Source organism: Georgenia ruanii (assembly GCF_009193175.1).
Lineage (GTDB): Bacteria > Actinomycetota > Actinomycetes > Actinomycetales > Actinomycetaceae > Georgenia > Georgenia ruanii.
The window spans coordinates 105,219-127,756 of the sequence record NZ_VUKE01000013.1 but is presented as its reverse complement, the minus strand read 5'-3'; the positions used below and the strand labels follow the sequence as shown (position 1 = coordinate 127,756).

Sequence of the window (22,538 nt, the reverse complement as noted above, 5' to 3'; positions counted from 1 at the left end):
TGACCATGGAGAAGTTCACCCAGCACACCGGCGTCGGCGTCCCGCTGCGGCGCAGCAACGTCGACACCGACCAGATCATCCCGGCCGTCTACCTCAAGCGGGTCACCCGCACCGGCTTCGAGGACGCCCTCTTCGCCGCCTGGCGCGGCGACCCGGACTTCGTCCTCAACCAGCCCGCGTACGCCAACGGCTCGGTGCTCGTGGCCGGCCCCGACTTCGGCACCGGCTCCTCCCGCGAGCACGCCGTGTGGGCGCTGAAGGACTACGGCTTCCGGGTGGTCCTGGCCCCGCGCTTCGCGGACATCTTCCGCGGCAACTCCGGCAAGCAGGGCCTGGTCGCCGGCGTCATCAGCCAGGAGGACGCCGAGATGATCTGGAAGGTGCTCGAGAACGCCCCGGGCACCGAGGTCACGGTCGACCTGGAGAACCGGACCGTCGTGGCCGGCGAGGTGCACACGACGTTCCAGATCGACGACTACACCCGCTGGCGCCTGCTCGAGGGCCTGGACGACATCGGTCTGACCCTGCAGAACGAGGCCGACATCACCGCCTACGAGCAGGAGCGGGCCGCGTGGCGGCCCAAGACCCTGCCGGCCAAGCACCTGCCGCCGGTGCACATCATGGCGGCGCGCCCGGTGGGGGAGTCCGGCGGCCTGCCGGCCCACGCCGACGCCCCGCTGGCCTGACGCGCCCTTCTCGGCCCGGTCCGTCGCCCCTGCCTCGGGGCGACGGACCGGGCCGTCGTGCGTCCTGGCACGGCCCCGGGCCGTCGGAGCCCGGCAGCCTCCGTCAGCATCTGAGACACGCCGACCCGCCGACACGCCCGCGCGCAGGACGCGCGGGCCCGGGCGACGCAGAATTGATCCCGCCGCGGGATCCGGGCGAGGGGCTCCCGCCGTTGTGGTCGAGCCGACACGAGCTGGGGGTCCCGGGCGCGAGGACGCGCCACGTATCCTGACGGTCGCGGACCAGCCTGGTCCGCTTCGAATCTACGCTCCGCTGTCCGGAGCTGTGAGGTGTGTATGAGCGGGCTCCTGACGGTCGAGGGTGGCACGCCCCTGCAGGGCGAGATCACCGTGCGCGGGGCGAAGAACTTCGTCTCCAAGGCGATGGTGGCCTCCCTCCTCGGCGAGGAGGCTTCCGAGCTGCGCAACGTCCCCCAGATCCGTGACGTCGAGGTGGTGGCCAACCTCCTCGGCCTGCACGGCGTGTCGGTCGAGCACGACCCGCAGGCCGGCGTGATCGCGCTCGACCCGCGCAACGTCGAGGCCGCCCACGTCGCCGACATCGACGCCTACGCGGGCTCCAGCCGCATCCCGATCCTGTTCTGCGGTCCGCTGCTCCACCGCCTGGGCGAGGCGTTCATCCCGGACCTCGGCGGCTGCCGCATCGGCGACCGGCCGATCGACTACCACCTCAACATCCTGCGCCAGTTCGGCGCGGTGGTGGACAAGCGCGTCCAGGGCATCCACATCTCCGCCCCGGGCGGGCTGCGCGGCACCCAGATCCACCTGCCCTACCCCAGCGTGGGCGCCACCGAGCAGACCCTGCTCACGGCCGTGCGCGCCCAGGGGCTCACCGAGCTGTCCAACGCGGCCATCGAGCCGGAGATCATGGATCTCATCGCCGTCCTGCAGAAGATGGGCGCGATCATCTCCGTCGACACCGACCGCACCATCCGCATCGAGGGTGTCGACCGCCTCCAGGGCTTCCGGCACACCGCCCTGGCCGACCGCATCGAGGCGGGCTCGTGGGCCTCCGCGGCGCTGGCGACCCGCGGCGACGTGTTCGTCAAGGGCGCCACCCAGCCCGAGATGATGACCTTCCTCAACACCTTCCGGAAGGTCGGCGGCGCGTTCGACGTGCGCGCGGACGGCATCCGCTTCTGGCACCCGGGCGGGGAGCTGCGCTCGATCGTCCTCGAGACGGACGTCCACCCCGGCTTCATGACCGACTGGCAGCAGCCCCTCGTCGTGGCGCTGACCCAGGCCACCGGGCTGTCGATCGTGCACGAGACGGTCTACGAGAACCGCTTCGGCTTCACCGACGCGCTGCGCGGCATGGGTGCGACCATCCAGATCTACCGGGAGTGCCTCGGCGGCCTGGAGTGCCGGTTCGATCAGCGCAACTTCAACCACTCGGCCGTCATCTCCGGGCCGACCCCGCTGCGGGCGGCCGACATCGAGGTGCCGGACCTGCGCGGCGGGTTCTCCCACCTCATCGCCGCGCTGGCCGCCGAGGGCGTCTCGCGGGTGCGCGGCATCGACATCATCAACCGCGGCTACGAGAACTTCATGGACAAGCTCGAGGCGCTGGGCGCGAAGGTCTCCCTCGCCGAGGCCCAGGGCCAGGTCGCGCTCGTCTGATCGCGGTGCACCGCGCGCCCTGCCGCCGTCGCTCGCGCCCGGCGCGGGTGCTCGCGGCATCGGCGCGCGGTGCACGACCCGCCCTCGCGAACGGGTGCGGTCGCCGAGAGCGGGCGCGCGCGGCGGGGCAGTGCGGCGTGCGGGCCGGGCGTGCGGGCCGGCGTCATCGCCCTGCGGAGCCGGCCACGTCCGGCCACACTGGGGCCATGAACACCGCTGAGCTGCTCATCGAGGCCTACTCTCGCGTGCCCGACGGCGTCGACCGGATCCTGGACGGGCTGGACGAGGCCGGGCTCACCGCCCGCCCGGACGCCCAGGCCAACAGCATCGCCTGGCTGGTCTGGCACCTCTCCCGCGGCCAGGACGCCCAGATCGCCGACGCGGCCGGCACCGAGGAGGCGTGGACCGCGGACGGCTGGGCCGAGCGCTTCGCGCTGCCGTTCGACGCCACGGCCACCGGGTACGGGCAGAGCGCCGAGGAGGTCGGCGCGGTGCGTGCGAGCGCGGCGGAGCTGCGCGGCTACCTCGGCGCGGTGCACCGGCGCACCGTGGAGTTCCTCAGCACCCTGGCCGAGGAGGACCTCGACCGGATCGTCGACGAGCGGTGGGACCCGCCGGTCTCGCTGGGCGTGCGGCTGGTGAGCATCGTCGCCGACGACCTCCAGCACCTCGGGCAGGCCGCCTATGTCCGTGGCCTGTACGAGCGGTCCTGAGCCCCCGACTACCATCGGGGGCGTGCAGGTACGCAAGCAGTCCGGTATCTACCGGTTCCTCGCCCGTGTCCTCCGACCGACGATGCGGGCGATGACCACCCGGACCTGGCGGGGCGGGGAGCACCTGCCCGACGGCGGCTTCCTCGCCGTGGGCAACCACGTCTCCAACCTCGACCCGCTGACCTTCGCGCACTACCTCTACGACCAGGGCGCCGCGCCGAAGTTCCTCGCCAAGTCCTCGCTGTTCGAGGTCCCGGTGCTCGGCGCGCTGCTGCGCGGCGCCGACCAGATCCCGGTCTACCGCGGCACCGCCCGCGCCGCCGACGCGCTCGTGGCCGCCGAGGCGGCGCTGGCGCAGGGGGAGTGCGTGGCCGTGTTCCCCGAGGGCACGCTCACCCGCGACCCCGCGATGTGGCCGATGACGGGCAAGACGGGGGTCGCGCGCCTGGCGCTGCGCACCCGCGTCCCGGTCATCCCCATCGCGCAGTGGGGCGCCCACTTCGTGCTCCCGCCCTACACCAGCCGCTTCCGGCCGTTCCCCCGCAAGCCCGTGACCGTCGTCGCCGGCCCGCCGGTCGACCTCGACGACCTCTACGGCGGCGAGCCGGACCAGCAGACCTTGCAGGAGGCCACCCGCCGGATCATGGCCGCCCTCACCGGCCAGCTCGCCGACATCCGCGGCGAGGCGCCGCCGGCCCGTGCCTACGACGTGCGCCGCGACGGCGACCCGCGGGCCACCGCCGACGGCGCGCGGGCCGCTCGGCGGGCGGGACGGCGCGGGCGGCTCGCGCGCCTGCGAGGGGGTCGCCGATGACCGCGGGCACCCCGGCACCGGCGGCGGGACCGGGCGGCGGGACGCGGCTGCGGGCCACCGTCCTGGGCACGGGCGCGTGGGGCACGACCTTCGCCGCCGTGCTCGCCGACGCCGGCTGCGCGGTGCGCCTGTGGGGGCGCAGCGCGGACGTCGTGGAGGAGATCGCCTCGACGCACCGCAACACCAAGAACCTCCCCGGCGCCGCGCTCCCGGCCTCCCTCACCGCGACCACCGACCTGGCGGGCGCCGTGGCGGGCGCCGACGTCGTCGTCGTCGCGATCCCGGCGCAGTCGGTGCGCCGGGCGCTCGCGCCGCTCGGCGGGACCCTGCGCCCCGACGTCGTCGTCGTCTCGCTCATGAAGGGCGTGGAGCTGGGCACCGACCTGCGGATGAGCCAGGTGCTCGCGGCGACGCTCGGCGTCGCGCCGGAGCGGGTGGCCGTGGTCTCCGGGCCCAACCTCGCCAAGGAGATCGTCGCCCACCAGCCGGCCGGCGGGGTCGTCGCGGCCGAGGACCCCGAGGTGGCCAAGGTCGTGGCCCGGGCCTGCGCCGCCCCCTACTTCCGGCCCTACATCGAGACCGACGTCGTCGGCGTCGAGCTGGGCGGCGCGGTGAAGAACGTCATCGCCCTCGCCGTCGGCATGGCGCAGGGGCGCGGGTACGGCGACAACACCAAGGCCACCCTCATCACCCGCGGGCTGGCGGAGATCAGCCGCCTAGGGGCGGCGCTGGGCGCCCGGCCGGCGACGTTCGCGGGCCTGGCCGGGATGGGCGACCTGGTCGCCACCTGCGCCTCGCCGCTCTCGCGCAACCACACCCTGGGGGCGCACCTCGGTGCCGGCCGCAGCCTCGAGGAGGCCATCCGGCTGACCGGCGGGACGGCCGAGGGCGTGAAGTCGTGCCGCTCGGTGCTCGACCTCGCCCGCCGCCACGGCGTGGACATGCCCATCACCGAGGCGGTGGTGGCGGTGCTGCACGAGGGGCTGCCGGTGGCGGAGATGACCCGGATGCTGCTCGACCGCCCGCTCAAGCACGAGCGCGCCTGACCCACCCCGCCGTCGGGCACGAGCGCGCCTGACCCACCCCGCCGTCGGGCACGAGCACCCCTGGCTCACCCGCCGTCGGGCACGAGCGCGACCGACGACCCCTCAGGGCGCCGCGGCTGCGGTTGCCGCCCTGCGGCGCCCACGGGAGGCTGGGGGCTCGCGTCCCCGAGAGCTGGAGGTCCCCATGGCGGAGAACGTCTACAAGGTCACCGAGATCGTCGGCACGTCGGCCACCAGCGTCGACGACGCGATCCGCGGGGCCATCGGCAAGGCGGCCGAGACGCTCCACGGGCTGGACTGGTTCGAGGTGGTGGAGGTGCGCGGGCACATCGAGGAGGGCCAGGTCGCGCACGTCCAGGTGACCCTCAAGGTCGGGTTCAAGCTGGACTGAGCGGCTTGGAGCGCGCGGGTCGTCAGCCGCGGCCGGTCTGCACGTCCACGACGACCCGGGCGGGGTTGGCGAGGTGGAACACGCGGAAGGGCACCTGCTCGTCGAGGCCGATGAACGCCTGGTTCTGCCCCTCGAAGATGCCCGCGACGTATACCTCGTCGATCGCCTCGGCGCCCTTGGCGGCGTAGGCGCCCCGGGCGAGCTTGCCGGTCTCGCTCGACTCCGGGTAGCGGAAGCCGGTGAGGACCACCTGGAGGACGGCGTCGCCGTCGACGTCGATCTCGTCGCCCTTGCCCTCGGTGATGGCGCTGTCGACGTACTCCACCCGCCAGCCGGGCGTGTCGGCGCCCTCGAGGTCGAACACGACGCGCTCGTAGCCGTCGTGCGCCCCGACCCGCACCCCCACCGGCAGCAGGTCGCCGCTGGACCCGGGCCAGTCGGCCGAGCTCTGCGGCTCGGTGCCGAAGGGCGCCCCGGAGCCCGGGTCGTCGGCCTCGTCGGCCGCGTCGGCGGGCTGGGGCGTCTCGCTCGGGGTCGCGCTGGGCGTCTCGGCGGGGGCCGAGGTCTCGGGCGCCGCGGAGGGGCTCGTCGTCCCGGCCGTGCGCGTCGCCTGCTGCCCGCCGGACGAGCACGCGGCCAGGGTCACCAGGGCGGCGGTGGCGGCCAGGATCACTTGCGGCGCTCTTCTCATGGCTCCTCCGTCACGTCGGGGCGGCCGGTGCCGCCGCGACCACCCTAGGGCGAGGGGCGTCGCGGACCTGGCAGGCGGGCCGTGTCGATGCACATCTGTGACCGGGGCGGCTGCGCCGTCGCACGCGGCGCCGCGGTGGCTGCGCCGTCGTGCGTGGGCACCTTTGAAGGCTGTGCCGGGGCGCGTGGCACCCCGGCGGCTACGCCGTCGCGCGCAGCGCCTGGTCGAGGTCCGCCCACAGGTCCTCGACGTCCTCGATCCCGACGCTGAGGCGCAGCAGGTCCACCGGCACGGTCGGCGCCTCGGCCGGGAGCCGCCGTCGCCGCTCGAGGCTGGACTCCACCCCGCCCAGGCTGGTCGCCGGCACCCACAGGGCCACCGCGCGGGTGAGGGCGTCGGCCGCCTCGGCGCCGCCGCGCGGGCGCAGCGTGATGATCGAGCCGAAACCGTCCATCACCGCGGCCGCCCGCTCGTGCTGGGGATGGGTGGGCAGCCCGGGGTGCTGCACCTCCGCCACGAGCGGGTGGTCGGCGAGGCGCCGGGCCAGCTCGAGCGCGGAGGCCTGGGAGCGCTCGACGCGCAGCGCCAGGGTGCGCAGCCCGCGCAGCGCGAGCCAGGTCTCCCATGGCCCGGCGATCGCGCCGCCGGTGGTGCGGCGGGCGTGGATCCGCGCGCGCAGCTCGGGGTCGGAGGTCACCGCCGCGCCCATGACGAGGTCGGAGTGGCCGGCGAGATACTTCGTCACCGAGTGCACCACGACGTCGGCGCCCTGGGCGAGCGGACGCTGCGCCAGCGGCGTCGCGAAGGTGTTGTCCACCACGGTGAGCACGCCGGCGGCGCTGGCGGCGGCGGCGAGCGCGGGGACATCGGCGACCTCGAGCATCGGGTTGGTCGGCGTCTCGATCCACAGCAGCGAGGCGGCCGGACCGTCCTCGGGGGCGAGCGCGGCGATGACGGCGTCGGTGTCGGCGATGTCGACCTCGCGCACCACCCCGCCCTCCCGGGCGGTGAGCTCGTGGGCGGCGGTCAGCGTGGCGAGGTAGGCGTGGCGCGGGGCCACGATGGCGGTGCCCGGCGTGGCCAGGTGCAGCACGGCGTCGATGGCCGCCATCCCGGAGGCGAAGACGAGTGCGGGCAGGTCGGCCGCCTCGAGCTGGCCGACCGCCTCCTCCAGGGGCTGCCAGGTCTCGGTGTCGTAGCGGGCGTAGAGCTTCTCCGGCCCCGGCACGCCGGTCGAGACGTACGTGCTCGTCAGCACGACCGGCGGGTTGACCGGCGCGCCCTGCTCGCGCGGCGGCCGGCCGGCGGCGACGGCCAGCGTGGCGGGGGACAGGCCGGTGTGCGGGCGGGACTGGGTGTCGGTCACGCGCCTCAGGGTAGGCCGGTCGGGCGATGCCGGGGCGGGGCGTCCGGCGGCAGGTACGCTCGCTGGCGATGAACACCGCACCCGAGACCGCCCCCGACGGCGCCGCCCCCGTGGGCCCGGCCGCCGCCCCCGCCCCCACCCCGGCCGCCGGCCCCGCCCCCACTCCTGCGGCCGGCCCGTCCGGCGGCAAGGTGCGCGTCGCCGTCGTCTTCGGTGGGCGCAGCGGCGAGCACCCGGTGAGCTGCGCCACGGCGGCGGGCGTGCTGCGGGCCATCGACCGGGACCGGTACGACGTGCTGCCCATCGGCATCACCCGGGCGGGGGAGTGGGTCCTCGTCGCTGACGACCCGGCCCGCCTGGAGGGCGGGCGCGCCGAGGTCAGCGCGGCCGACGCCCAGGTGCTCGTGCCGCTGGGCGAGCGCTCCGGCGGGCTGGTCGTGGCCGAGCCCGGGCAGGTGCCCCGGGAGCTGGGCGCGGTCGACGTCGTGATGCCGCTGCTGCACGGACCCTTCGGTGAGGACGGCACGCTCCAGGGCCTGCTGGAGATGGCCGGGGTGCGCTACGTCGGCTCCGGCGTCCTCGCGTCCGCGGCGGGCATGGACAAGCACTACATGAAGGTCATCCTCGCCGGGCACGGCCTGCCGGTGGGGCCCTACACCGTCATCACCCCGCGCACCTGGCGCACCGACAAGGCCCGCGCGCTCGACGCCGCGGCCTCCCTCGGCTTCCCGGTGTTCGTCAAGCCCGCCCGCGCCGGCTCGTCGCTGGGCATCAGCAAGGTCGAGCGGCCCGAGGACCTCGAGGCCGCGATCGCCGAGGCCCAGCGTCACGACCCCAAGGTCATCGTCGAGGCCGGCATCGACGGCCGGGAGATCGAGTGCGCGGTGCTCGAGGGCCACGGCGACGACGCCCCGCGCACCACGGTCCCCGGCGAGATCGTCCTGGACGCCCCCGCCTCAGGCTTCTACGACTACGAGACGAAGTACCTCGACACCGCGCCGCTGACCATGGCGGCACCGGCCGACCTGCCCGAGGACGTCGCCGCCCAGGTGCGCGCCCTGGCCGCCGACGCCTTCGACGCGCTGGGCTGCGAGGGCCTGGCCCGGGTCGACTTCTTCTACGACGGGCGGCGGGTGATCATCAACGAGGTCAACACCATGCCCGGCTTCACGCCGTTCTCGATGTACCCGCTGCTGTGGGAGAAGACGGGGCTGAGCTACCCGGAGCTCATCGACGAGCTCATCCAGCTCGCGCGGGAGCGCGACGCGGGCCTGCGGTAGGAGTCCGGCCGCCCGGGTGCCGGGCGGCCGCGCTCGCTACGGCACGTCCCCCACGCCCACGCAGGCCCGTTGCGCCGGGACCACCTCCGCGGCCGGGGCGAGGTCGACGAGGAAGGCGGTCGGCTGGCCGGTGACGTGCTCGGCGGGCACGACCACCTCCACCGCCGGGACGCGCCCGTAGGTCACGAACGCCCACGCGCCCGCGCCCTCGGCCGCGTTGGCGGGGTAGTTGGGGTCGTCGGACTCGAGCTGGATCCAGTCCACCGACGTCCCGTCGGGCCGCTCGACGTTGACGCACCGGTCCGTGGTCGGGCCCGTCGGCGCGACGCCGCAGCGCAGCGTGACGGCCGGGTCCGCGCCCCAGGCGGTGGTGGCCTGCGCGCTGGTCGACCGGCGCTCGAGGGCGCCCAGCCGGTCGGGGGTCGCCTGCAGCACCCGCGCGCACACCGGATCGGCGGCCGCCACGCCAGGCGCGAGGGTGACGGCCGGCGCGCCGCACCCGGCCAGGAGTCCGGCGCCGGCGACAAGGGACAGCACGAGAAGGCGTCGGTGGGGCACGGAGCCACTGTACGTCGGCCCGCCGGACAGCCCGGTGCGAGGCCGAGGGCCGCCGCCAAGCGTCGGTCCGGCCGTCGGGCGTCGCCCGGCCCGGTGGTCGGGCGCCGGCCGGGCCACCGGCGCGCGCTTGTCAGGGCGCGGTGTCCTGGATCGGCCCGCCCCGTCCGGGGCGCCCCGCGCACTCCGGCGGCTACCGTGGACGGGTGACCGTACCTGCCGACGTAGTCGCCGACCTCAGCGAGGACGAGCTCATCGCCTCCTTCCTCCCGCTGCTGCCACGCGGGGGCCGCACCCTCGTGCCCAACGGCGACGACGCCGCCGTCGTCGCCGCGCCGGACGGGCGCTTCTGCGTCTCCACGGACGTGCTCGTGGCCGGCCACCACTTCCGCCTCGACTGGAGCTCGGGCGCCGACGTCGGCTGGCGCGCGGCGATGCAGAACCTCTCCGACATCGCCGGCATGGGGGCCGAGCCGACCGCGATGGTCGTCGCCCTGGTGCTGCCGCCGGCCACCCCGGTGGCCTGGTTGCACGACTTCTGCCGCGGCATGGGCGAGGCGTGCGCGCCGCTGGGCGTCGGCGTCGACGGCGGGGACCTCTCCGCCGGGGAGCAGCTCGTCGTCGCCGTCACCGTCCACGGGGATCTCGGTGGGCGCGCCCCGGTGCTGCGGTCGGGCGCGCGGCCCGGCGACGTCGTCGCCCACAGCGGCCGGTTGGGGCGCAGCGCCGCCGGCTACGCGCTGCTGGCCTCCGGGCGCCGCGGGGGCGCGGACGAAGAGCTCATCACCGACTTCCTGCGCCCCCGCCCGGCGCTCGCGGCCGGCCCCGCCGCCGCCCGCGCCGGAGCGAGCGCGATGATGGACGTCTCCGACGGCCTGCTGCGCGACGGCCGGCGCCTCGCCCGCGCCTCGGGGGTCGTGCTCGAGCTCGGCCCGCTGGAGGAGACGGTGCCCGGCGCGGTCGCGCAGGTGGCCGACGCCGCCGCCCGCCTGGGCGTCGAGCCCGTGGACTGGCTGCTCAGCGGGGGCGAGGACCACGGCATGCTCGCGACCTTCCCGGCCGGGACCACGCTGCCCGACGGGTTCGTCGCGCTGGGCCGCGTGAGTGCCCCGACGGCGGAGCTCCCGGCGGGCACGGTGACCGTGGCCGGCGCGGTGCCCGACGTCACGCCGGGATGGGACCACTTCCGGCCCTGACCGCCTGGGCGGGGCCCACTACGCCGCCGGTCAGGGCCCGCTACGCCGCCGGTCAGGCCGGGGCGAAGCGCTTCTCGGCGCGGGCCCGGGCCCGCGCCGCCTCGACCTCGCGGTTGCGCGGCGGCGCCGAGGTGACGAGGTCGTCGAGGAGGTGGCGGGTGATGTGCGCGATCTCCTCCACGGCGCGGTCGAAGGCCTCGCGGTTGGCCTGGGACGGGCGGGTGCTCCCGCTGATCTTGCGGACATACTGCAGCGCCGCCGCGTGCACCTCGTCGTCGTTCGCGGCAGGTTCGAAGTTGTGCAGGGTCCGGATGTTGCGGCACATGGCGTCAATCTAGGGTGGCGGGTGGGGGCCCCGCAGCCCCTCGACGGTCCATACTGTCGGGATGATGCCCACCGTCGAGCTCCACCTCCACCTGGAGGGGACCTTCGAGCCCGAGCTGATCTTCGCCGTCGCCGAGCGCAACGGGATCACCCTGCCCTACGGCGACATCGAGGAGCTGCGCCGCCGCTACGAGTTCACCGGGCTCCAGAACTTCCTGGACCTCTACTACGCCAACATGGCGGTGCTGCGCCACGAGCAGGACTTCGCCGACCTCACCCGGGCCTATCTCGCCCGGGCACGGCGGGCCGGCGTGCGCCACGCCGAGGTCTTCTTCGACATCCAGGCCCACACCTCCCGCGGGGTGCCGGCCGAGGTCGCCCTCGGCGGGGTGAGCGAGGCGCTGGCCGCCTCCGAGCGGGAGTTCGGCATCTCCACCGGGCTGATCGTGACGTTCCTGCGGCACCTGCCCGCCGAGGACGCGCTGAGGTCGCTGGAGGAGATCCTCCGCCTCGACGTCCCGCTGCTCGGCGTCGGGCTGTGCTCGAGCGAGGTCGGCCCGGCCGCGCCGTTCAAGCCGGTCTACGACCTGGCCCGGGCGCACGGGCTGCGCCGCGTCGCGCACGCGGGGGAGGAGGGGCCGGCGGCCAACGTCCGGGAGGTCCTCGACGTGCTCGGCGTCGAGCGGGTCGACCACGGCATCCGCGCCCTGGAGGACGACGCGCTGGTGGACCGCCTCGTGGCCGAGCGGGTGCCGCTGACGCTCTGCCCGCTGTCGAACGTGCGCCTGCGCGTGCTCGACAACCTGGCGGAGTACCCGCTGCGCCGCATGCTCGAGCGCGGGCTGGTCGTGACGATCAACTCCGACGACCCCGCCTACTTCGGCGGGTACGTCGACGAGAACGTCCGCCAGCTCACCGACGTGCTGGGCCTGTCCCTGGACGAGCTGACCACCCTGGCCCGCAACGGCGTGGAGGCCGCCTTCGTCGACGACGCCCGGCGGGCCGAGCTGGCCGCCGAGGTCACCGCGTGGCGCGAGGCGCAGCTGGCGCACCAGGGCTGAGGGCGGCTGCGCGGCGCGCGGCGGGGGCGCGCATGCGCGCCGCCGGACCGGCGCGCCGCGCCGGACGCCCACCCGGGGGTCGCCACCGGGACGCCAAGGGCCGCGCACCTCGGTGCGCGGCCCTTGGCGTGGTGCGGGGTGCGTCAGACGGCGCGGACGACCTTGTCGGCCTTGAGGCACGAGGTGCACACGTTGACGCGCTTGGGCGCGCCGTTGACGAGGGCGCGCACGCGCTGGATGTTCGGGTTCCAACGGCGGCTGGTCCGCACGTGGGAGTGCGAGACGCTCTTGCCGAAGCTCGGGCGCTTGCCGCAGACGTCGCAGGTGGCAGCCACGGTCGTTCTCCTGATCTTCTCGCTGCGTGCACGACCGGGCGGCCGCACACTGAGGTTCTTAAGGCCCGTGAGGACGCAGGCGGGACCTGCTCGGGACGGGCAACCTGAACAGAGTACCCGAGAGCGTCGCCGCCGCCCAACCGTCCGGCCCCGCGGGGCGCCGTGGCGTCCACCACAGCCGGGGGGCCGGCGGAGGTGGCGTGTCGGTGCGGGCGACTAGCCTGCGGGAGAACCGTATCGCCACACCAGGAGGCCCCGTGTCCACGCCGCTTGCCGTGCTCGACGCCGCCGCGGTGCGGGCGTGGTTCGAGCACGCGCTGCGGTCGCTGCTGCTCGTGCGCCGCCAGGTCGACAGGCTCAACCTCTTCCCCGTCCCCGACGCCGACACCGGCACCAACCTCGTCCTCACCCTGTCCGGGGCCGCCGAGGCCGTGGGCGAGCTCGACCCGGCCGCGGACCTGGCCACGCTGACCCGGGCCGCCGCCGACGGCGCCCTGCTCGGCGCCCGCGGCAACTCCGGCGTCATCGTCGGTCAGTGCCTGCAGGCGCTGGCGGAGACCTTCGCCGGCGCCGACGAGGCCTCGCCGGCGCTGCTCGCCCGCGCCCTGACGGCCGCTGACGCGCAGGCCCGCGCGGCGATGGTGCACCCGGTGGAGGGCACCATCCTCACCGTCGCCCGGGCCGCGGCCGGGGCCGCCCGGGCCGCGGCGGACGACGGCGACCTCGCCGCCACCGTCGCGGCGGCCTCCCGCGCCGCCCGCGACGCGCTCGCCGCCACCGGTGGCGCCCACGGAGCGGCCCTCGACGCCGGCGCCGCCGGCTACGTCGTGCTGCTCGGCGCGCTCGTCGACATCGTGGCCGGCGAGGGGGATACCGGCACCCACCGGGCCGACGCCGTCGGGGCCCTGCTGGCCGGGCTCGGTGCGGCTGCTCCCGACGCGGCCGCTGCCGACCCACCCGCCCGCGGCCGGACCAGCCCCGACGCCGCAGGTGGCGGCTCCGGCACCGCTGTCGGTACGCCTCTCGCCGACGCCGCGGTGGACACCGACGACGCCGCGGGCGACTTCGAGGTCATGTACCTCCTGCGCGCGGACGCCGCCCGCGCCGCCGCCCTGCGCGCGACCCTGGCCCGCACCGGCCACTCCGTCGCGGTGGTCGGCGCGGCCGACGCCACCGGTGCGGGCGTGTGGCAGGTCCACGTCCACACCGACGCCCCGCTGACGGCGCTGGCCGAGCCGGCCGTCATGGACCAGGTCTGCGTGCGCTACCTGCGCCCGCTGCTCACCGGGCTGGCCCGGCCCGAACACGGCCACGCGCCCGAGAACCCGGCCGCGCCCGCGGGCTCGGCGTCACCGGAGACCCCGGCCACGGCCGCGGACCCGGCAGCCCCCGAGGTGACCGCCGCGTCGGCGGCGATCACCGGGGTGGTCGCCTGCACCCGGGCGCCGGGCTTGCTCGAACCGCTGGCCCGCACCGGCGCCGTCGTCGTCCTGGACCCGCCCGCCGACCCGGCCGGGCTGCTGCGCGCCGCCGCCGACACCGGCGCGCCCCACGTCCTCGTGCTGCCGTGCGACGAGGCCGCGGCGACGACGGCGCGGGCCGCCGCCCGGGCCGCCGAGGGCCGCGGCGCGCCGCACCTGGGCGGGCGCCAGGAGATGACCGTGGCCGCCACCCGCAACGAGCTGCACGTGCTCGCCGCGGCGGTGGAGGTCTCCGGACCCGGCGCGCCCGCGGCGGGGGCCCTGCTGCCGGCGCTCGCCGAGCAGGCCGCGCGGCGGGTGCGCACCGTGGCGCTCGACGCGGACGCCGCGGTGGCCCGGCTCGCCGGCGAGCTCGGGCCGGCCGACGAGCTGGTCACCGCCCTGCTCGGCGCCGGCGCCGACGACGAGGTCGCCGAGCAGCTGCGTGAGACGGTCGCCCGGGTGGCGCCGCAGGTCGAGGTCGTCGTCGTCCGGGGCGGGCAGAGCGCCCCGGCCGTGCTGGTGGGGGTGGAGTGAGCGAGCGAGTCGTGCGCGGGAGCCGGCACGTGCCGGCGGTGGCGGGGGACCGGCGGGGCCGGCTGTCCACGCCGCTGAGCAAGGCGGTCGGGCCCAAGACCGCCGAGGCGCTGGAGAAGCTGGGCCCGCGCACCACCGGCGAGCTGCTGCGCTACTACCCGCGCCGCTACGGCGACCGCGGCAAGCTCACCGACCTGGCGCACCTGCGGCTCGACGAGCACGTCACCGTCATCGCCCGGGTGGCGAAGAACGGCGGGGTGCGGCCCATGCGCAACCGCAACGGGGCCATCCTCAACGTCACCATCACGGACGGGCGCGCCGAGCTGCAGCTGACGTTCTTCGGCAAGCGCACCGGCCCGCTGCAGGGCCACGAGAAGCGCCTCCGTCCCGGCACGACCGGCATGTTCACCGGCACCGTCAGCGCCTACCGCGGGTCGCGGCAGCTGACCCACCCCGACTACGAGACCTTCGAGGACCTCGACGACGAGTTCGAGGCGGTGCAGAAGATCGACTGGCCGGTGCCCATCTACCCCGCCAGCGCCGCCATCGCCAGCTGGCGGATCGCGACCGCCGTGCGCACCGTGCTCGGGGCGCAGCAGGCGCCCGACGTGCCCGAGCCGCTGCCCGCCGCCTACCGCGAGACCCACCACCTGGTCGGTGCCCTGCCGGCGCTGCAGCTGGTGCACGAGCCGCACAGCACCACCGACATCGCCCGCGCCCACCTGCGCCTGCGGCACGAGGAGGCGTTCGTGCTGCAGACGGCGCTGGCCCAGCGCCGCTCCGCCATGCTGGCCCAGCCCGCCACCGCCCGCCCGGCCCGCGCCGGGGGGATCCGCGACGCCTTCGACGCCCGCCTGCCCTTCACCCTCACCGCCGGCCAGCGCGAGGTCGGCGACGTCCTCGAGGACGAGCTCGCCCGGCCCCTGCCCATGCAGCGGCTGCTCCAGGGCGAGGTCGGGTCGGGCAAGACCGTCGTCGCGCTGCGCGCCATGCTCCAGGTGGTCGACGCCGGCGGGCAGGCCGCGCTGCTGGCCCCGACCGAGGTCCTCGCCCAGCAGCACCTGCGCACCATCACGGCGCTGCTCGGCCCGCTGGCCGAGGCCGGGATGCTCGGCGGGGCGGAGGAGGCCACCCGGGTGACCCTGCTGACCGGCTCGCTCGGCGCCACCGCCCGGCGCAAGGCCCTGGCCGCGGCGGCCTCGGGCGAGGCGGGCATCGTCATCGGCACCCACGCCCTGCTCAGCGAGAACGTCCAGTTCGCCGACCTGGGCCTGGTCGTCATCGACGAGCAGCACCGCTTCGGCGTCGAGCAGCGCGACGCACTGCGGGCCAAGGCCGACGGCACCCCGCACCTGCTCGTCATGACGGCCACGCCGATCCCGCGCACCGTGGCGATGACGAGCTTCGGGGACCTGGAGACCTCCACCCTCAGCGAGCTGCCCGCCGGGCGCGCCGGGGTCGAGACCGTCGTCGTGCCCGCGTCGAAGCCGGCGTGGATCCAGCGGGTGTGGCAACGCATCCGCGAGGAGGTCGACGCCGGCGGCCGCGCCTACGTCGTGTGCCCCCGGATCAGCGCCACCGAGGCCGAGCAGGGCACCGAGGACGCCGACCTCCTCGACGACCTGCCCGACACCGGCGACCTGGTCGCGACCGGCGGCGAGCCGGCGCCGGCCCGCCCGGCCCTGGCCGCGGTGGAGGACGTCGCGGCCCTGCTGCGCCAGGAGCGGGCGCTCGAGGGGGTGACGGTCGGGGAGATGCACGGCCGGCTGAGCACCGAGGCCAAGGACGCAGCCATGGCCGCCTTCGCCGGCGGCGCGGCCCCGGTGCTGGTGTCCACCACGGTCATCGAGGTGGGCGTGGACGTGCCCGAGGCGACGGTGATGGTCATCCTCGACGCCGACCGCTTCGGCCTGTCCCAGCTGCACCAGCTGCGCGGGCGCATCGGGCGCGGCGCCAAGCCCGGGGTGTGCCTGGCGGTGACCACCGCCGAGCCGGGCTCCCGGGCGATCGAGCGCGTCGAGGCCTTCGCCGGCACCACGGACGGCTTCCGCCTCGCCGAGCTCGACCTGGAGCAGCGCCGGGAGGGCGACATCCTCGGCGCCGCGCAGGCCGGCCGGGGCTCTTCGCTGCGGCTGCTGCGGGTGACCAAGGACCTCGACATCATCGCCGACGCCCGGGCCGCCGCCCGCGAGCTCGTCGCCCGCGACCCCGCCCTGACCACCGAGCCCGACCTCGCCGAGGTCCTCGCCGAGAGCCTCGACGAGGAGACGGCGGAGTACCTCCAGCGCTTCTGAGCCGGAGCCGCCGCCTGGGCCGCCGCCCCGTCCGGCAGGCCGCCGCCCCGTCCGGCGGGGCGGCGGAGGGCGCCCCGGCCACGGCGCCTAGGCTCGTCGGCGTGACCCGTGCCGCGGCCCAGCCGCTCGTGCGCGCCGCCGGACTCGCCGTCGGCTACGGCGCCGCCGTGTGCCCACCGCTGACCTTCACCGTGCGCGCGGGGCAGGTCCTCGCCGTCGTCGGCGCCAACGGCACGGGCAAGTCCACCCTGTTGCGCACCGTCGCCGGGCAGCTCGAGCCGGTCAAAGGCCGCGTCGAGGTGCTCGGCCGGCCGGTGGACGAGCGCAGCGCGGAGTTTCGCGCCGCGGTGGCCGCCGACCTGGGCGACGACGTGTTCTTCCCCGCGCTCACCGCCCGCGAGCACCTGCTGCTGACCTGCCTGGGCCACGGCGTCGCCGAGGCGCCCGACGTCGTCGAGGACCTGCTCGAGGAGTTCGGGCTCACCGCCCGCGCCGACGCGCTGCCCCAGGCGCTGTCCTCCGGGCAGCGGCGCCGCCTGCTGCTGGCGGCCGCGTTCAGCCGGCCGCGCTCGCTGCTGCTGCTCGACGAGCCCGAGCAGCGCCTCGATACCCGGATGCGCGCGCACCTGGCCGGGCGGCTGGTCGAGGAGCGCGAGAGCGGCGGGGCGGTGCTCCTCGCCACCCACGACCCCGGCCTCGTCGCCCGGGTGGCCACCGCGGTGCTCCTGATCACCGAGGAGGCGGTGCGCCTGCTCGCGGCCGCCGACGGCGCGGACGCCGTCGCGCGGCTGTGAGGACCGGGCGGGCGGTACGCCGCTGGACCCGGCTCCGCACGGGCGGCCGCGCCGCGGGCAGCGTCACCGACCTGCTCGCCGACGTCTACACCGCGGCGCTGGCGCTCGTCATGACGGTGGCGGTCGCCCTGACGGCGGCCACGCACCTCGGGGCCGAGCTCGCCGCGGCGCCCCCGACGGTCAGCGCCGGCGTCGCCCTGGCCCCCGGGTGGCTGGCGGTGCTCGCCGCCGTCGCGGCGCTCGGCGGGCTCGCCGGGCTCGCCGCCCGGCTCGGGCCGGTCGCACTGTCGGGCCCGCAGGCCCGCTGGTGGCTGCCGCTGCCGGTGGACCGGCGCTCCCTGCTCCGCCCCGCCGCCGCGCGCTGGCCCCTGCTCGCCGTCGTGCCCGGGGCGCTGCTCGGGGCGGCGGTCGCCCTCGTCGTCCGGCCGCGGCTGGGCGCCGGCGCGCTGGCGGCGGCGGCCGTGCTCGGCGCGGCGGCGGCGGTCGTCGCGGTGCTGGCCACCGCGCTGGCGCAGGTCTCCGCCGCGGCCCACCGGCGCGCCCGCCGCGCGGCGGACCTGCTCGTCGCGGCCGTGCCGGTCCTCGGCCTGCTCCTGGCCGTGGCCGCCCCCGCCGCGCCGCGGCTGCCCACCGCGCTGCCGGCCCTCGCGGCCGCCGTCGTCGCGCTCGCGGTGGCCGCCGCCCTGAGCCTGGACGCCCGGCTCGGGCGCCTGCGCGACGCCGTCGTGCGCGAGCGGGGCGCCGCGGCGGGCGAGGCACTGGGCGCGCTGCTCGCCCTCGACACCCGCGCCCTCGGCCGGGCGCTGGGGCAGGCCGCCGCGCCGGCGGCCCGGGCCCGCTCATCGCCCATGCGGTGGCTCGTCCGGGTCCCGGTGCGCCGCCGCGCCGCGGCCGCGCTGGTCACCGCCGACGCCCTGCTGCTGGCCCGCAGCCCGCGCCACCTGGTCCAGCTGCTCGCGGCCGCGTGCCTGCCGCTGCTCGCGCTCGCCGTTCCCCAGCCCGTCCCCGTGGTCACCATCGTCCTGCTCGTGGTCGGGGCCTACGTCGCGGCCCTGGCGACGGCGGACGGCGCTCGCCAGGCCCACGTCGCCCCGGCGCTGGACGCCCTGCTCCCGCTGGCCCAGAAGCACGTCCGCCTGCTGCGCCTGGCGGTGCCGACCGGGGTGCTGGTGGCGTGGTCGCTGGTGGTCTTCGCAGCCCTGGGATGGCGGTACGGCGACGCGGGGTCGTGGCTGGTCCTCGGCGTGCTTGGGGCGCCGGTGTGGGCGGCGGCGGTGGTGCGGGCGGCCTACCGGCCGCTGCCGGACTTCTCCGGCCCCCTGGTCCACACGCCCATGGGCGCGCTGCCGCCAGGCATGACCTCCGTGGTGGCCAAGGGCCCCGACATCGCGAGCCTCGGCGCCATCCCGGTGCTCGTCGCGCTGCTGCTGGGCGCGGTGCCGCCGGCGCTGCTCGCCGCCCAGGCGGTGCTCGCCGTCATCGCCGTGGCGGTCGCGGCCCGGCCGGGCCGGGCGGCGACCTAGTCGCGGATCGCGCCGCAAAGTCCGGCGCCACCTGAGCGACACGCCGACGACACGCCGTCCCCGATGCGCGCCCGGAGGGTGGCGGGCCGACTTTGTGGCGCGTTTCCGCAAGGGCGCCGACCGCGCGGCGGGTTGCGCGAGACGCTGCGCCCGCCGGCCGGGAGCACACCGGCGTCGGCCGGCGCTGATCAGCCGGTCAGCTCCCAGGCCCGGGCGAGCAGCTCGTACGAGCGCAGCCGCTGCGCCGGGGCGGCCGAGGTGGCGATGATGAGCTCGTCCGCGTCGGCGTGCTGGGCGAACTCCGCCACCCGGGCGCGGACCTTCTCGGGGGTGCCCACCGCGGAGTGGCGCAGCATCTGGCGCACCTGCTGGCCGGCGGGGGAGGCGAGCAGCGCGTCGGCGTCCTGCGGCGAGACCGACGCCCCGGGGCGGACCAGCCCGATGACGCGCTGGCGCAGCGTGTCCTCGAACACCGCCTGCGCCGCCGCGTCGGTGTCCGCGGCGAAGACGTTCATCGCGGCGATGACGTACGGCTCCGGGTGGTCCTCGGAGGGCCGGTACTCGCGGCGGTAGGCCCGCACCGCGTCCTCGAGCGCGGCGGGCGCGAAGTGCGAGGCGAACGAGTACGGCAGGCCGAGGGCCGCAGCCAGCTTCGCCCCGAACAGGGAGGAGCCGAGGATGATCAGCGGCACCCGGGTGCCCTCGCCGGGGATGGCGCGGACCAGCTGGTGCGGCGCCGGGTCCCCGAGCAGTGCCTGCAGCTCGACGACGTCCTGCGGGAAGCGCTCGGCGGACGCCCGGTCGCGGCGCAGGGCGACCATGACGTTGGGGTCCCCGCCCGGGGCGCGGCCCAGCCCCAGGTCGATGCGGCCGGGGTAGAGGCTGGCCAGCGTGCCGAACTGCTCGGCGATGACCAGCGGGGAGTGGTTGGGCAGCATGACGCCGCCGGCGCCCACCCGGATCGTGCTCGTCGCCCCGGCGATGTGCCCGATGAGCACGCTCGTCGCGGAGGAGGCGATGCTCGGCATGTTGTGGTGCTCGGCGAACCAGTACCGCGTGTACCCCCACCGCTCGGCGTGCCGGGCGAGGTCGACGCTGGCGGCGAAGGTGTCGGCGGCTGAGCCGCCGGGGGCGATGGTGGCCAGGTCGAGGATGGACAGGGGGACGGGCATGGCGCTCCCTCGGGGACGACGGCGACGCCGCCTTGCGGACGGCAGGATGACCTATCCCCACCGTACGTCGTGCGCGGAGCGGCCGGGATGTCGGAGGTGTCACCCCGGGCCCTGGGTGAGGTCGCGACGGCCCGGCCGGGTCGGGTCCCGCTGAGGCCCCGGGCAGGGCCCGCGCCCGCCCGGGTCGGGGCCCGCGCCGGCGGCTGTCTACGCTGGCCCCGTGACCAGGATCGTCGCCGGGAGCGCCGGCGGGCGCACCCTCCAGGTGCCGCGCAACGGGACCCGCCCCACCTCCGAGCGCGTCCGCGAGGCGCTGTTCTCCCGCCTCGAGCACCTCGGGGTCGTGAGCGGCGCGCGCGTGCTCGACCTCTACGCCGGCTCCGGGGCGCTCGGTCTCGAGGCCGCCTCGCGCGGGGCCGCCCGGGTCACCCTCGTCGAGTCCGCCAAGGCCGCCGCCCAGCTGTGCCGCCGCAACGCCGGGGCCCTGGGGCTGGGCGAGCGGGTCGACGTCGTCGCCGCGAAGGTGCACACCTACCTCGCCGCCCCGCCCCCGGCGGGCACCGCACCGGCGGACCTGGTCCTGCTCGACCCGCCCTACGACGTCACCGAGGAGGACCTCGCCGCCGTCCTCGCCCTCCTCGCCGGGGACGCCGGCACGGCGGGGACTGCGCCGCCCGCCGGCGCCGCCGGCACGGCCGGCGCCGGGTGGCTGGCCCCGGACGCCGTCGTCGTCGTCGAGCGCTCCAAGCGCAGCCCCGAGCCCACCTGGCCGGCCGGCCTCGCCCCGGTCGACGACCGCGGCTACGGCGACACCGCGGTGTGGTTCGCCGAGGCCGTGGAGAACCGGGGCTAACGTGTCGGCCATGCGCAGCGAGGAAGGACCGGCATGAGCCTGGCCGTCTGCCCGGGCTCGTTCGACCCCATCACCTACGGGCACGTCGACGTGGTCCGCCGGGCCCGCGCGATGTTCGACGAGGTGGTGGTCGTCGTCGCGCACAACCCCGCCAAGCGGTACCTCTTCGACGCGGAGCAGCGCGTGGCCCTGGCGCGCGCCGCGCTCGCGGACCTGCCCGGGGTGCGCGTCGAGCTCGTCGACGGCCTGCTCGCGCGCTACTGCGCCGACGTGGGCGCGGTGGCGATCGTCAAGGGCCTGCGCGGCGCCGCCGACTTCGACTCCGAGCAGGCGATGGCGCTGATGAACCGCCACCTGGTGGGCATCGAGACGGTCTTCGTCATGGGGGACCCCACCCTCGGGCACATCGCCTCGTCCATGGTCAAGGACGTCGCCGGCCACGGCGGCCCCATCGACGACCTCGTGCCGCCCGCCGTCGCCGCCGCGCTGCACCAGGCCCTGTCCACACCCGCAGGAGAACAGAGATGACGGCACCCACCACGCAGCAGCGCGCCGACGACGGCGCCTCGCTGATCTCCATCCTCGACGAGCTCGCCGCGATGCTCGAGCGCGCCCGGGCGATGCCGATGTCCGCCTCAGTGCTGGTCAACAAGGCCGAGGCGCTCGACCTGCTCGACGCCGCCCGCGCCGTCGTGCCCGCGGAGATCCACGCCGCGGACGACATCGTGGCCGACGCCGACGCCGTCCTGCGGCGCGCCCGCGAGCAGGCCGAGCGGATCGTCGCCGACGCCGAGGCGGAGGCCGAGCGGCTCGTCGCCGGCGAGCGGGTGGTGGCGCTGGCCAACGAGCGCGCCGAGCGGATCGTCGCCGAGGCCGAGGAGCAGGCGGCCAAGCTCGCCGCCGACGCCGACGACTACTGCGACCGCCGGCTCGCCCAGTTCGAGATCGACCTCGGCGCGATCACCGCCCAGGTGCGCGCCGGGCGCGAGGCGCTGGCCGCCCGCGGCGACCGTTCGCCGGGCGGGCAGGGGTAGCACCCCGGCGTTCGCCCAGAGGGAGCACGCACGCTGCCCGCGCCGGGGCGCGGGTAGCATCGAAGGCCGGTCCCGACCACGGGCGCGCCGCGGCCGGCGACCACCCGGCCGGCGCCCCCACCGGGCGACCCCACCCCACCCAAGGAGCCTTGATGGACCCGCGATCCCCCCTGGTGATCAGCACGCACGACCTCGGCCGTCGGGCCGGGGCGCTGCGCGAACTGACCCGCACCATGCCCGCCCCGGCGGACATGGGCACCGAGGTCATCGGGGTGCCCGCCAGCAGCGACATGGACCTGGACCTGCGCCTGGAGGCGGTGTCCGACGGCGTGCTCGTCACCGGCACGGTCGGCGTCGGCCTCCACGGGGAGTGCTCGCGCTGCCTGCGCGAGGTCGACGACGACCTCAGCGTGGGCGTCTCGGAGCTGTACTACTACCCGGGCAAGCGCGCCGAGCTGGCCGCCGACGGCGACGAGGAGGCCGAGGACCTGCCCGAGCTCGCCGGCGAGCTGCTCGACCTCGAGCCGACCCTGCGCGACGCCGTCGTGCTGGCCCTGCCGTTCCGGCCGCTGTGCCGGCCCGACTGCCCCGGGCTGTGCCCCGAGTGCGGCGTGCGGCTCGACGACGCCGAGCCGGGCCACCACCACGAGCAGCTCGACCCGCGCTGGTCCGCCCTCGGCTCGCTGTTCCCCGACGCGGAGAAGCAGGCGGAGCAGTGACGGCGGGCACGACG

23 protein-coding genes are annotated in these 22,538 nt (G+C 76.5%); 17 read left to right on the top strand and 6 right to left on the bottom strand.

The features are described 5' to 3' along the window. The first annotated feature begins 5 nt into the window (after positions 1 to 5). From leuD to GD880_RS13715, 6 genes are all read left to right on the top strand, one after another. A complete protein-coding gene (gene leuD / locus GD880_RS13740) occupies positions 6 to 686 on the top strand; it encodes a 3-isopropylmalate dehydratase small subunit (RefSeq protein ID WP_152232179.1) in 681 nt (226 codons plus the stop codon). Between the two features lie 336 nt (positions 687 to 1,022). Further along, positions 1,023 to 2,366 (top strand): UDP-N-acetylglucosamine 1-carboxyvinyltransferase, encoded by a 1,344-nt coding sequence (gene murA, locus GD880_RS13735; protein WP_152232178.1) that lies wholly within the window; start codon positions 1,023 to 1,025, stop codon positions 2,364 to 2,366. 206 nt (positions 2,367 to 2,572) lie between these two features. Continuing rightward, the gene (locus GD880_RS13730; protein WP_152232177.1) at positions 2,573 to 3,079 is read left to right on the top strand and encodes a mycothiol transferase; all 507 of its coding nucleotides are present in this window, start codon (positions 2,573 to 2,575) and stop codon (positions 3,077 to 3,079) included. Positions 3,080 to 3,161: 82 nt separating this feature from the next. Beyond that, positions 3,162 to 3,893, top strand: a complete 732-nt coding sequence (locus GD880_RS13725; protein WP_452176746.1) for a lysophospholipid acyltransferase family protein — start codon at positions 3,162 to 3,164, stop codon at positions 3,891 to 3,893. Further along, on the top strand, positions 3,890 to 4,939 hold the full coding sequence (locus GD880_RS13720; protein WP_152232175.1) for an NAD(P)H-dependent glycerol-3-phosphate dehydrogenase: 1,050 nt from the start codon (positions 3,890 to 3,892) through the stop codon (positions 4,937 to 4,939). Before GD880_RS13725 ends, GD880_RS13720 begins: the two co-directional genes overlap by 4 nt. 184 nt (positions 4,940 to 5,123) lie before the next feature. Beyond that, positions 5,124 to 5,330, top strand: coding sequence for a dodecin (locus GD880_RS13715; RefSeq protein WP_152232174.1), 207 nt, complete (start codon positions 5,124 to 5,126; stop codon positions 5,328 to 5,330). A 22-nt stretch (positions 5,331 to 5,352) separates the two neighbouring features. On the opposite strand, the gene GD880_RS13710 is transcribed toward GD880_RS13715, so the two are convergent. Together GD880_RS13710 and GD880_RS13705 are read right to left on the bottom strand one after the other, a co-directional pair. Continuing rightward, positions 5,353 to 6,021 carry an AMIN-like domain-containing (lipo)protein gene (locus GD880_RS13710; RefSeq protein ID WP_152232173.1) on the bottom strand — a complete coding sequence of 223 codons (669 nt, stop codon included), beginning with the start codon at positions 6,019 to 6,021 and terminating at the stop codon, positions 5,353 to 5,355. Positions 6,022 to 6,220: 199 nt separating this feature from the next. Further along, a complete protein-coding gene (locus tag GD880_RS13705; RefSeq protein WP_226909657.1) occupies positions 6,221 to 7,387 on the bottom strand; it encodes a trans-sulfuration enzyme family protein in 1,167 nt (388 codons plus the stop codon). A 68-nt stretch (positions 7,388 to 7,455) separates the two neighbouring features. On the opposite strand from GD880_RS13705, the gene GD880_RS13700 reads away from it, so the two are divergent. Next, positions 7,456 to 8,667, top strand: coding sequence for a D-alanine--D-alanine ligase family protein (locus tag GD880_RS13700; RefSeq protein WP_152232172.1), 1,212 nt, complete (start codon positions 7,456 to 7,458; stop codon positions 8,665 to 8,667). Positions 8,668 to 8,703: 36 nt separating this feature from the next. Here the strand turns inward: GD880_RS13700 and GD880_RS13695 are convergent, their stop codons facing one another. After that, complete coding sequence (locus tag GD880_RS13695) at positions 8,704 to 9,225, bottom strand: DUF3515 family protein (RefSeq protein ID WP_226909656.1); 522 nt, start codon at positions 9,223 to 9,225, stop codon at positions 8,704 to 8,706. Between the two features lie 203 nt (positions 9,226 to 9,428). Here GD880_RS13695 and GD880_RS13690 point away from each other — a divergent pair, with 203 nt between their 5' ends. Next, positions 9,429 to 10,418, top strand: coding sequence for a thiamine-phosphate kinase (locus GD880_RS13690; RefSeq protein WP_152232171.1), 990 nt, complete (start codon positions 9,429 to 9,431; stop codon positions 10,416 to 10,418). A 52-nt stretch (positions 10,419 to 10,470) separates the two neighbouring features. Here GD880_RS13690 and GD880_RS13685 read toward each other — a convergent pair whose 3' ends face one another. Continuing rightward, the gene (locus GD880_RS13685) at positions 10,471 to 10,743 is read right to left on the bottom strand and encodes a DUF2277 domain-containing protein (protein WP_152232170.1); all 273 of its coding nucleotides are present in this window, start codon (positions 10,741 to 10,743) and stop codon (positions 10,471 to 10,473) included. A 61-nt stretch (positions 10,744 to 10,804) separates the two neighbouring features. On the opposite strand from GD880_RS13685, the gene GD880_RS13680 reads away from it, so the two are divergent. Then, positions 10,805 to 11,803: an adenosine deaminase gene (locus GD880_RS13680; protein ID WP_152232169.1), complete on the top strand. Its 999-nt coding sequence runs from the start codon at positions 10,805 to 10,807 to the stop codon at positions 11,801 to 11,803. Positions 11,804 to 11,946: 143 nt separating this feature from the next. Here GD880_RS13680 and rpmB read toward each other — a convergent pair whose 3' ends face one another. Beyond that, on the bottom strand, positions 11,947 to 12,138 hold the full coding sequence (rpmB, locus tag GD880_RS13675) for a 50S ribosomal protein L28 (protein WP_152204798.1): 192 nt from the start codon (positions 12,136 to 12,138) through the stop codon (positions 11,947 to 11,949). A gap of 257 nt (positions 12,139 to 12,395) precedes the next feature. Here rpmB and GD880_RS13670 point away from each other — a divergent pair, with 257 nt between their 5' ends. The 4 genes from GD880_RS13670 (at position 12,396) to GD880_RS13655 (ending at position 18,746) form a co-directional block, all read left to right on the top strand. Continuing rightward, on the top strand, positions 12,396 to 14,135 hold the full coding sequence (locus tag GD880_RS13670; protein ID WP_152232168.1) for a DAK2 domain-containing protein: 1,740 nt from the start codon (positions 12,396 to 12,398) through the stop codon (positions 14,133 to 14,135). Further along, the gene (locus tag GD880_RS13665) at positions 14,132 to 16,429 is read left to right on the top strand and encodes an ATP-dependent DNA helicase RecG (protein ID WP_405002755.1); all 2,298 of its coding nucleotides are present in this window, start codon (positions 14,132 to 14,134) and stop codon (positions 16,427 to 16,429) included. The genes GD880_RS13670 and GD880_RS13665 overlap by 4 nt, the downstream gene beginning before the upstream one ends. Before the next feature lie 101 nt (positions 16,430 to 16,530). Beyond that, positions 16,531 to 17,223, top strand: a complete 693-nt coding sequence (locus GD880_RS13660) for an ABC transporter ATP-binding protein (protein WP_152232167.1) — start codon at positions 16,531 to 16,533, stop codon at positions 17,221 to 17,223. Next, entirely contained in the window at positions 17,220 to 18,746 is a 1,527-nt protein-coding gene (locus GD880_RS13655) for a DUF6297 family protein (RefSeq protein ID WP_152232166.1), read from the top strand. Before GD880_RS13660 ends, GD880_RS13655 begins: the two co-directional genes overlap by 4 nt. 188 nt (positions 18,747 to 18,934) lie before the next feature. On the opposite strand, the gene GD880_RS13650 is transcribed toward GD880_RS13655, so the two are convergent. After that, positions 18,935 to 19,918: an LLM class flavin-dependent oxidoreductase gene (locus GD880_RS13650; RefSeq protein ID WP_152232165.1), complete on the bottom strand. Its 984-nt coding sequence runs from the start codon at positions 19,916 to 19,918 to the stop codon at positions 18,935 to 18,937. 220 nt (positions 19,919 to 20,138) lie between these two features. Here GD880_RS13650 and rsmD point away from each other — a divergent pair, with 220 nt between their 5' ends. From rsmD to GD880_RS13630, 4 genes are all read left to right on the top strand, one after another. After that, entirely contained in the window at positions 20,139 to 20,771 is a 633-nt protein-coding gene (gene rsmD, locus GD880_RS13645) for a 16S rRNA (guanine(966)-N(2))-methyltransferase RsmD (protein ID WP_152232164.1), read from the top strand. 33 nt (positions 20,772 to 20,804) lie between these two features. Next, the gene (coaD, locus tag GD880_RS13640; RefSeq protein WP_152232163.1) at positions 20,805 to 21,299 is read left to right on the top strand and encodes a pantetheine-phosphate adenylyltransferase; all 495 of its coding nucleotides are present in this window, start codon (positions 20,805 to 20,807) and stop codon (positions 21,297 to 21,299) included. After that, positions 21,296 to 21,805, top strand: a complete 510-nt coding sequence (locus GD880_RS13635; protein ID WP_152232162.1) for a hypothetical protein — start codon at positions 21,296 to 21,298, stop codon at positions 21,803 to 21,805. The genes coaD and GD880_RS13635 overlap by 4 nt, the downstream gene beginning before the upstream one ends. Positions 21,806 to 21,957: 152 nt before the next feature. Next, positions 21,958 to 22,524, top strand: coding sequence for a YceD family protein (locus GD880_RS13630; RefSeq protein WP_152232161.1), 567 nt, complete (start codon positions 21,958 to 21,960; stop codon positions 22,522 to 22,524). Positions 22,525 to 22,538 lie beyond the last annotated feature (14 nt).

Bases quoted from the DNA above. Each gene is read 5' to 3' on its own strand.
- leuD (WP_152232179.1), top strand. From the start codon at position 6: ATGGAGAAGTTCACCCAGCACACCGGCGTCGGCGTCCCGCTGCGGCGC.
- murA (WP_152232178.1), top strand. From the start codon at position 1,023: ATGAGCGGGCTCCTGACGGTCGAGGGTGGCACGCCCCTGCAGGGCGAG.
- GD880_RS13730 (WP_152232177.1), top strand. From the start codon at position 2,573: ATGAACACCGCTGAGCTGCTCATCGAGGCCTACTCTCGCGTGCCCGAC.
- GD880_RS13725 (WP_452176746.1), top strand. From the start codon at position 3,162: ATGCGGGCGATGACCACCCGGACCTGGCGGGGCGGGGAGCACCTGCCC.
- GD880_RS13720 (WP_152232175.1), top strand. From the start codon at position 3,890: ATGACCGCGGGCACCCCGGCACCGGCGGCGGGACCGGGCGGCGGGACG.
- GD880_RS13715 (WP_152232174.1), top strand. From the start codon at position 5,124: ATGGCGGAGAACGTCTACAAGGTCACCGAGATCGTCGGCACGTCGGCC.
- GD880_RS13710 (WP_152232173.1), bottom strand. From the start codon at position 6,021: ATGAGAAGAGCGCCGCAAGTGATCCTGGCCGCCACCGCCGCCCTGGTG.
- GD880_RS13700 (WP_152232172.1), top strand. From the start codon at position 7,456: ATGAACACCGCACCCGAGACCGCCCCCGACGGCGCCGCCCCCGTGGGC.
- GD880_RS13685 (WP_152232170.1), bottom strand. From the start codon at position 10,743: ATGTGCCGCAACATCCGGACCCTGCACAACTTCGAACCTGCCGCGAAC.
- GD880_RS13680 (WP_152232169.1), top strand. From the start codon at position 10,805: ATGATGCCCACCGTCGAGCTCCACCTCCACCTGGAGGGGACCTTCGAG.
- GD880_RS13650 (WP_152232165.1), bottom strand. From the start codon at position 19,918: ATGCCCGTCCCCCTGTCCATCCTCGACCTGGCCACCATCGCCCCCGGC.
- coaD (WP_152232163.1), top strand. From the start codon at position 20,805: ATGAGCCTGGCCGTCTGCCCGGGCTCGTTCGACCCCATCACCTACGGG.
- GD880_RS13635 (WP_152232162.1), top strand. From the start codon at position 21,296: ATGACGGCACCCACCACGCAGCAGCGCGCCGACGACGGCGCCTCGCTG.
- GD880_RS13630 (WP_152232161.1), top strand. From the start codon at position 21,958: ATGGACCCGCGATCCCCCCTGGTGATCAGCACGCACGACCTCGGCCGT.